Origin of the sequence: Hoylesella timonensis 4401737 = DSM 22865 = JCM 15640, assembly GCF_000455445.1 — a bacterium.
Taxonomy (GTDB): Bacteria; Bacteroidota; Bacteroidia; order Bacteroidales; family Bacteroidaceae; genus Prevotella; species Prevotella timonensis.
The window spans coordinates 24,321-29,730 of the sequence record NZ_HG417099.1; the positions used below are offsets into that span (position 1 = coordinate 24,321).

General features: G+C 42.3%; 4 protein-coding genes. All 4 read left to right on the top strand.

Annotated elements, in window-relative coordinates; translation table 11 throughout:
* Positions 1-243 precede the first annotated feature (243 nt).
* Positions 244-1,980: a lysine--tRNA ligase gene (lysS, locus tag BN35_RS09990; RefSeq protein WP_028901341.1), complete on the top strand. Its 1,737-nt coding sequence runs from the start codon at positions 244-246 to the stop codon at positions 1,978-1,980.
* A gap of 103 nt (positions 1,981-2,083) precedes the next feature.
* Positions 2,084-3,082 (top strand): NAD(P)H-dependent glycerol-3-phosphate dehydrogenase, encoded by a 999-nt coding sequence (locus BN35_RS09995; protein WP_025073195.1) that lies wholly within the window; start codon positions 2,084-2,086, stop codon positions 3,080-3,082.
* A gap of 6 nt (positions 3,083-3,088) precedes the next feature.
* On the top strand, positions 3,089-4,447 hold the full coding sequence (locus tag BN35_RS10000) for a glucose-6-phosphate isomerase (protein ID WP_028901342.1): 1,359 nt from the start codon (positions 3,089-3,091) through the stop codon (positions 4,445-4,447).
* A gap of 5 nt (positions 4,448-4,452) precedes the next feature.
* On the top strand, positions 4,453-5,187 hold the full coding sequence (locus tag BN35_RS10005; protein ID WP_025073196.1) for an HAD family hydrolase: 735 nt from the start codon (positions 4,453-4,455) through the stop codon (positions 5,185-5,187).
* Positions 5,188-5,410 lie beyond the last annotated feature (223 nt).

The following is a 5,410-nucleotide window of genomic DNA, read 5'->3' on the forward strand; positions in this document are numbered from 1 at the left end:
TATTTTTTTCTATTTCGCAAAAAATAAACACCCGCTTTTTTGTCATTTTTTAGGACAAATTACAAATTAAATGGTGCCCTCTTTCATGTTACACATATTTATAAAAAATATGAAATAATAGGCACATTCAGAATTATTTCGTACTTTTGCATCAATGGGTAATGCCACGCAAACTCTACCATCAACGTTGGAGTGATTGTTGGGCATGATTCCTACATATATAAAAATAGCTATAATCAATATATGAACGTTTTAGAATTGAGCGAACAAGAGATTGGTCGCAGACAGAGTCTTCAAGAGTTGCGCAACATGGGCATAGACCCTTACCCCGCTGCAGAGTTTCCTACCAACGCTTTCAGTACTGACATCAAAGAACAATATCAGGACGGCGAAGAGAAACGAGAAGTGGTGATAGCTGGACGCATGATGACACGCCGCATCATGGGAAAAGCAAGTTTTATGGAGCTGCAAGACTCGAAAGGCAGAATACAGGTGTATATCACTCGCGATGACATTTGCCCCGATGACAACAAAGACTTATACAATGTGGTATTTAAGAGATTGATGGACATTGGTGATTTTGTGGGCATCAAAGGCTTTGTGTTCAAGACACAAACGGGCGAAATTTCTGTACATGCACAAAGTTTAACCCTGCTCAGCAAGGCGTTGAAGCCTCTCCCTATTGTGAAATACAAAGACGGTGTAGCATACGATAAATTTGAAGACCCCGAATTGCGCTATCGTCAACGATATGTTGACTTGGTAGTGAATGATGGAGTGAAGGATACATTCTTACAACGTGCCACCGTACTGCGTACCATGCGTAAGGTCTTAGACGATGCAGGCTATACGGAGGTAGAGACCCCTACGCTGCAATCGATAGCAGGAGGAGCCAGTGCACGCCCCTTTACCACGCATTTCAATGCATTGAACATAGATATGTACATGCGAATTGCCACGGAGCTATACCTGAAACGTCTTATCGTGGGCGGTTTCGAGGGTGTGTACGAAATAGGCAAGAATTTCCGAAACGAAGGAATGGATAGAAACCACAACCCAGAATTTACTTGTATGGAGCTATATGTACAATACAAGGACTACAACTGGATGATGGAATTCACAGAGAAATTGCTCGAAACCGTATGTATTGCCGTAAACGGTAGTCCCGAAAAAGAGATTGACGGACAGTTAGTCAGCTTCAAGGCGCCTTACCGAAGGTTGCCTATCCTTGATGCTATCAAAGAGAAAACGGGCTATGACCTGAACGGAAAGGATGAAAACGAGATAAGAGAAATCTGCAAGAAGCTCAACATGGAGATTGACGATAGCATGGGAAAAGGCAAGCTGATTGATGAAATCTTTGGCGAATTTTGCGAAGGAACTTATATTCAACCCACCTTTATCACAGACTATCCAGTAGAAATGTCGCCACTTACCAAAATGCACCGTAGCAAACCGGGACTCACTGAACGATTTGAATTGATGGTAAATGGTAAAGAATTGGCAAATGCTTATTCAGAATTAAACGATCCTATCGACCAAGAAGAACGCTTTCAGGAGCAAATGAAATTGGCAGACAAGGGTGACGACGAAGCCATGATTATCGATCATGACTTTTTGCGTGCGCTACAATATGGTATGCCTCCTACTTCTGGTATTGGTATTGGCATTGACAGATTGGTAATGCTCATGACGGGAAAAACGTTTATACAAGAGGTTTTGCTCTTCCCACAAATGAAACCAGAAAAGAAGATACCTCAAAGTACCATTGAAGAGTGGGCGGAGATTGGTGTTCCCGAGCAGTGGGTTGCTGTCTTTAGAAAAGCAGGATACAATTTGATTTCAGACATCAAAGACGTAAAAGCACAAGCCTTGCAAATGAATGTCTGTGGAATCAACAAGAAATATAAGTTGGGTTATGAGCAACCTAAAGTAGAGCAATTCCAAGAATGGATTGACAGAAGCCAAAAGAATTCATAATTTCCCACTCCCCATTCATACGTTCCTTCACCTGTTTATACAGAATAATAGAGGTAAGAAAAATGAAGAACGAATGGCAATGTAGTATGAAGAACGAAAAATAATGAATTACAACTGTGGTAAGATAGCAATCATTGGAGGCGGTAGTTGGGCAACAGCTATAGCCAAGATTGTTGTATCGCATACGCATCACATTGGATGGTATATGCGACGTGACGACCGTATCGCCGATTTCAAACGACTGGAGCACAATCCTGCTTACCTCACGAGTCTTCATTTCAATGTCAGGGAAATCTTCTTTTCATCAGACATCAATAAAATTGCAGAGGCTTACGATACGCTCATCTTTGTCACTCCGTCACCATACTTTAAGAATCATCTGAAGAAACTCAAGACTCGTTTACGTGACAAGTTCATTATTACCGCTATCAAGGGTATTGTGCCAGATGAAAATGTGGTATGCTCCGAGTACTTTCATCGTGTGTATGACGTGCCTTACGAAAACCTTGCCGTTATTGGAGGACCTTCACATGCCGAAGAAGTGGCTTTAGACCGGTTGTCGTATCTTACTATTGGATGTTCCAACATTGAGAAAGCAGAAGCTTTTGCAGAGCTGATTGCCAGCGAGGTGATAAAGACAAAGATTTCAACCGACGTGTTAGGGATAGAGTATTCATCCGTCTTGAAGAACGTGTACGCCATAGCTTCTGGTATTTGTAGCGGTTTGAAATATGGCGACAACTTCCAGGCGGTCTTGATTGCTAACGCTGTACAAGAAATGAATAGATTTTTGATGTCTGTTCACCCTATCGAAAGGAGTCCTTACGATTCCGTCTATTTGGGCGACTTGTTAGTGACTTGTTATTCAAACTTTTCACGCAATCGAACGTTTGGTACGATGATTGGCAAGGGATACTCCGTGAAGAGTGCACAAATAGAAATGGAGATGATTGCTGAGGGATATTTTGGAACGAAGTGCATGAAAGAAATCAATAAACACATGCACGTAAACATGCCCATCTTGGATGCCGTGTATAATATTCTATATGAGCATATCAGTCCGCAAATAGAGATTAAGTTATTAACAGATTCATTTAGATAATAGAAAATGAAAAGTATTAGTTTAGACATTACAAAAGCCACCCAGTTCTTGAAACCAGGAACAGTGGAAGACTTTGAATCAAAGGTAAAAGAGGCTCAAGATGCGCTTGAGAAGGGCACTTGCCCCGGTAACGATTTCTTAGGTTGGCTTCACCTGCCATCGTCTATCACTTCCGATTTTCTTAACGACATTCAAGCGTGTGCGAATACACTACGTGAAAATTGCGAAGTGCTTGTTGTTGCAGGTATTGGTGGTAGCTATTTAGGAGCTCGTGCCGTGATAGAGGCTTTGAATAACTCGTTTGCATGGTTGGTTAATGACAAAAAAAATCCTACCATTCTCTTTGCAGGAAACAATATCGGTGAAGACTATTTAGCAGAACTTACCGATTATTTGAAAGACAAAAAGTTTGGAGTTATCAATATTTCTAAGTCGGGTACGACTACCGAAACTGCCCTTACCTTCCGCTTGCTGAAAAAACAATGTGAAGAACAGCGTGGTAAAGAAGAGGCTAAAAAAGTGATTGTCGCCATTACAGACGCCAAGAAAGGAGCTGCAAGAACTTGTGCCGACAAAGAGGGATACAAGAGTTTTATCATTCCCGACAATGTAGGTGGACGTTTTTCTGTCCTTACTCCAGTAGGTTTGTTACCCATTGCGTGTGCAGGGTTCAGCATCAAAGAATTAGTACAAGGTGCAACCGATATGGAAAAGGCAACGGGCAAAGACGTTCCTTATCAAGAAAATATAGCCGCACAATATGCAGCTGTTCGTAACGCTTTGTACAGTCATGCTGGCAAAAAAATAGAGATTGTAGTGAATTATCAACCAAAGCTCCACTTCATGGCAGAATGGTGGAAACAGCTCTACGGTGAGAGCGAAGGCAAAGAACACAAGGGCATCTTCCCTGCTGCCTGCGATTTCACAACAGATCTTCATTCCATGGGACAGTGGATACAAGAGGGTGAACGCTCTATCTTTGAAACTGTCATCAGCATAGAGCAGCCTCAACGCAAAACGTTGTTCCCAAAGGACGAGGAAAATCTTGACGGATTGAACTTCTTAGAAGGCAAACGAGTGGACGAAGTCAACAAGATGGCGGAGTTAGGTACACGTTTGGCACACGTAGACGGTGGTGTTCCAAACCTCCGAATTAGCGTTCCCGAACTGAATGAATACTACATTGGACAGCTCATCTATTTCTTTGAAATTGCTTGCGGAATCAGTGGCAACCTGCTAAGCGTTAATCCTTTTAACCAACCGGGGGTAGAAGCTTACAAGAAGAATATGTTTGCTCTACTCAACAAACCTGGATACGAAGCTGAAAGCAAAGCTATCCAAGAGCGTTTGGCAAACGAGAAATAAGATAAATGTTTCAACAAACAATAAATAACTATCTAAAAAAGCATGGCTTTGGGACATTCGCACCCAAAGTCGTGCTTTTTGATATGGACGGGGTGTTATACAACTCCATGCCACACCATGTCGTTGCATGGCAGAAAGCAATGCAATCTTTCGGCATTGACATGACGGAAAAAGATGTATATGCAACCGAAGGCATGAAAGGAATTGACACCATACGAATGTTAGTTCGTGAACAGCAAAACCGTGAGATGAGCGAGAAAGAGGCGCAAGCAATGTACGATGAGAAGGGTAGATTGTTTCATGAGATGCCTCAAACACCTATCTTCGAAGGGGTGCTTACCATCATGCGCAAAATGAAACAATGTGGCATGCGCATTGGCGTTGTAACAGGAAGTGCACAAAAACCGCTCATCAATCGAGTTGCAAAAGATTTTCAGGACTTCGTTCTGCCCGAACATATCGTGACAGCCTATAGTATTAGGCATGGCAAGCCTGCACCAGACCCGTATTTGAAAGGACTGGAACTCACAGGAGGATTTCAACCTTGGGAAGGAATTGTTGTAGAAAATGCGCCCATGGGAGTACGGGCAGGTGTGGCAGCTCAAATCTTCACGGTGGCTATCAACAGCGGACCACTTCCAAATGAGTTGTTACTTGAAGAAGGAGCTGATTTGATTTATCCTGACATGATGACCTTTGCACAGCAATGGGACGAACTGATACAAGTGGCAACTCATTAAGCTACCTGTACCGAAATTACATTCCAATTCCTTGCAAGAAGTCTGTCACTATCACTGTTCACATGGACACCAAAACATAAAGTGGCTAACAACCATTGTTATAGCCACTTTATGATATTCCGATTGAAAGGCAATCACTTCCATATAGCCGTGCTATATGACAACAGCCGTGCCACTAACAGCTACCATTAACATACTATTGCCTTCGCCAATAGTTTCGTAA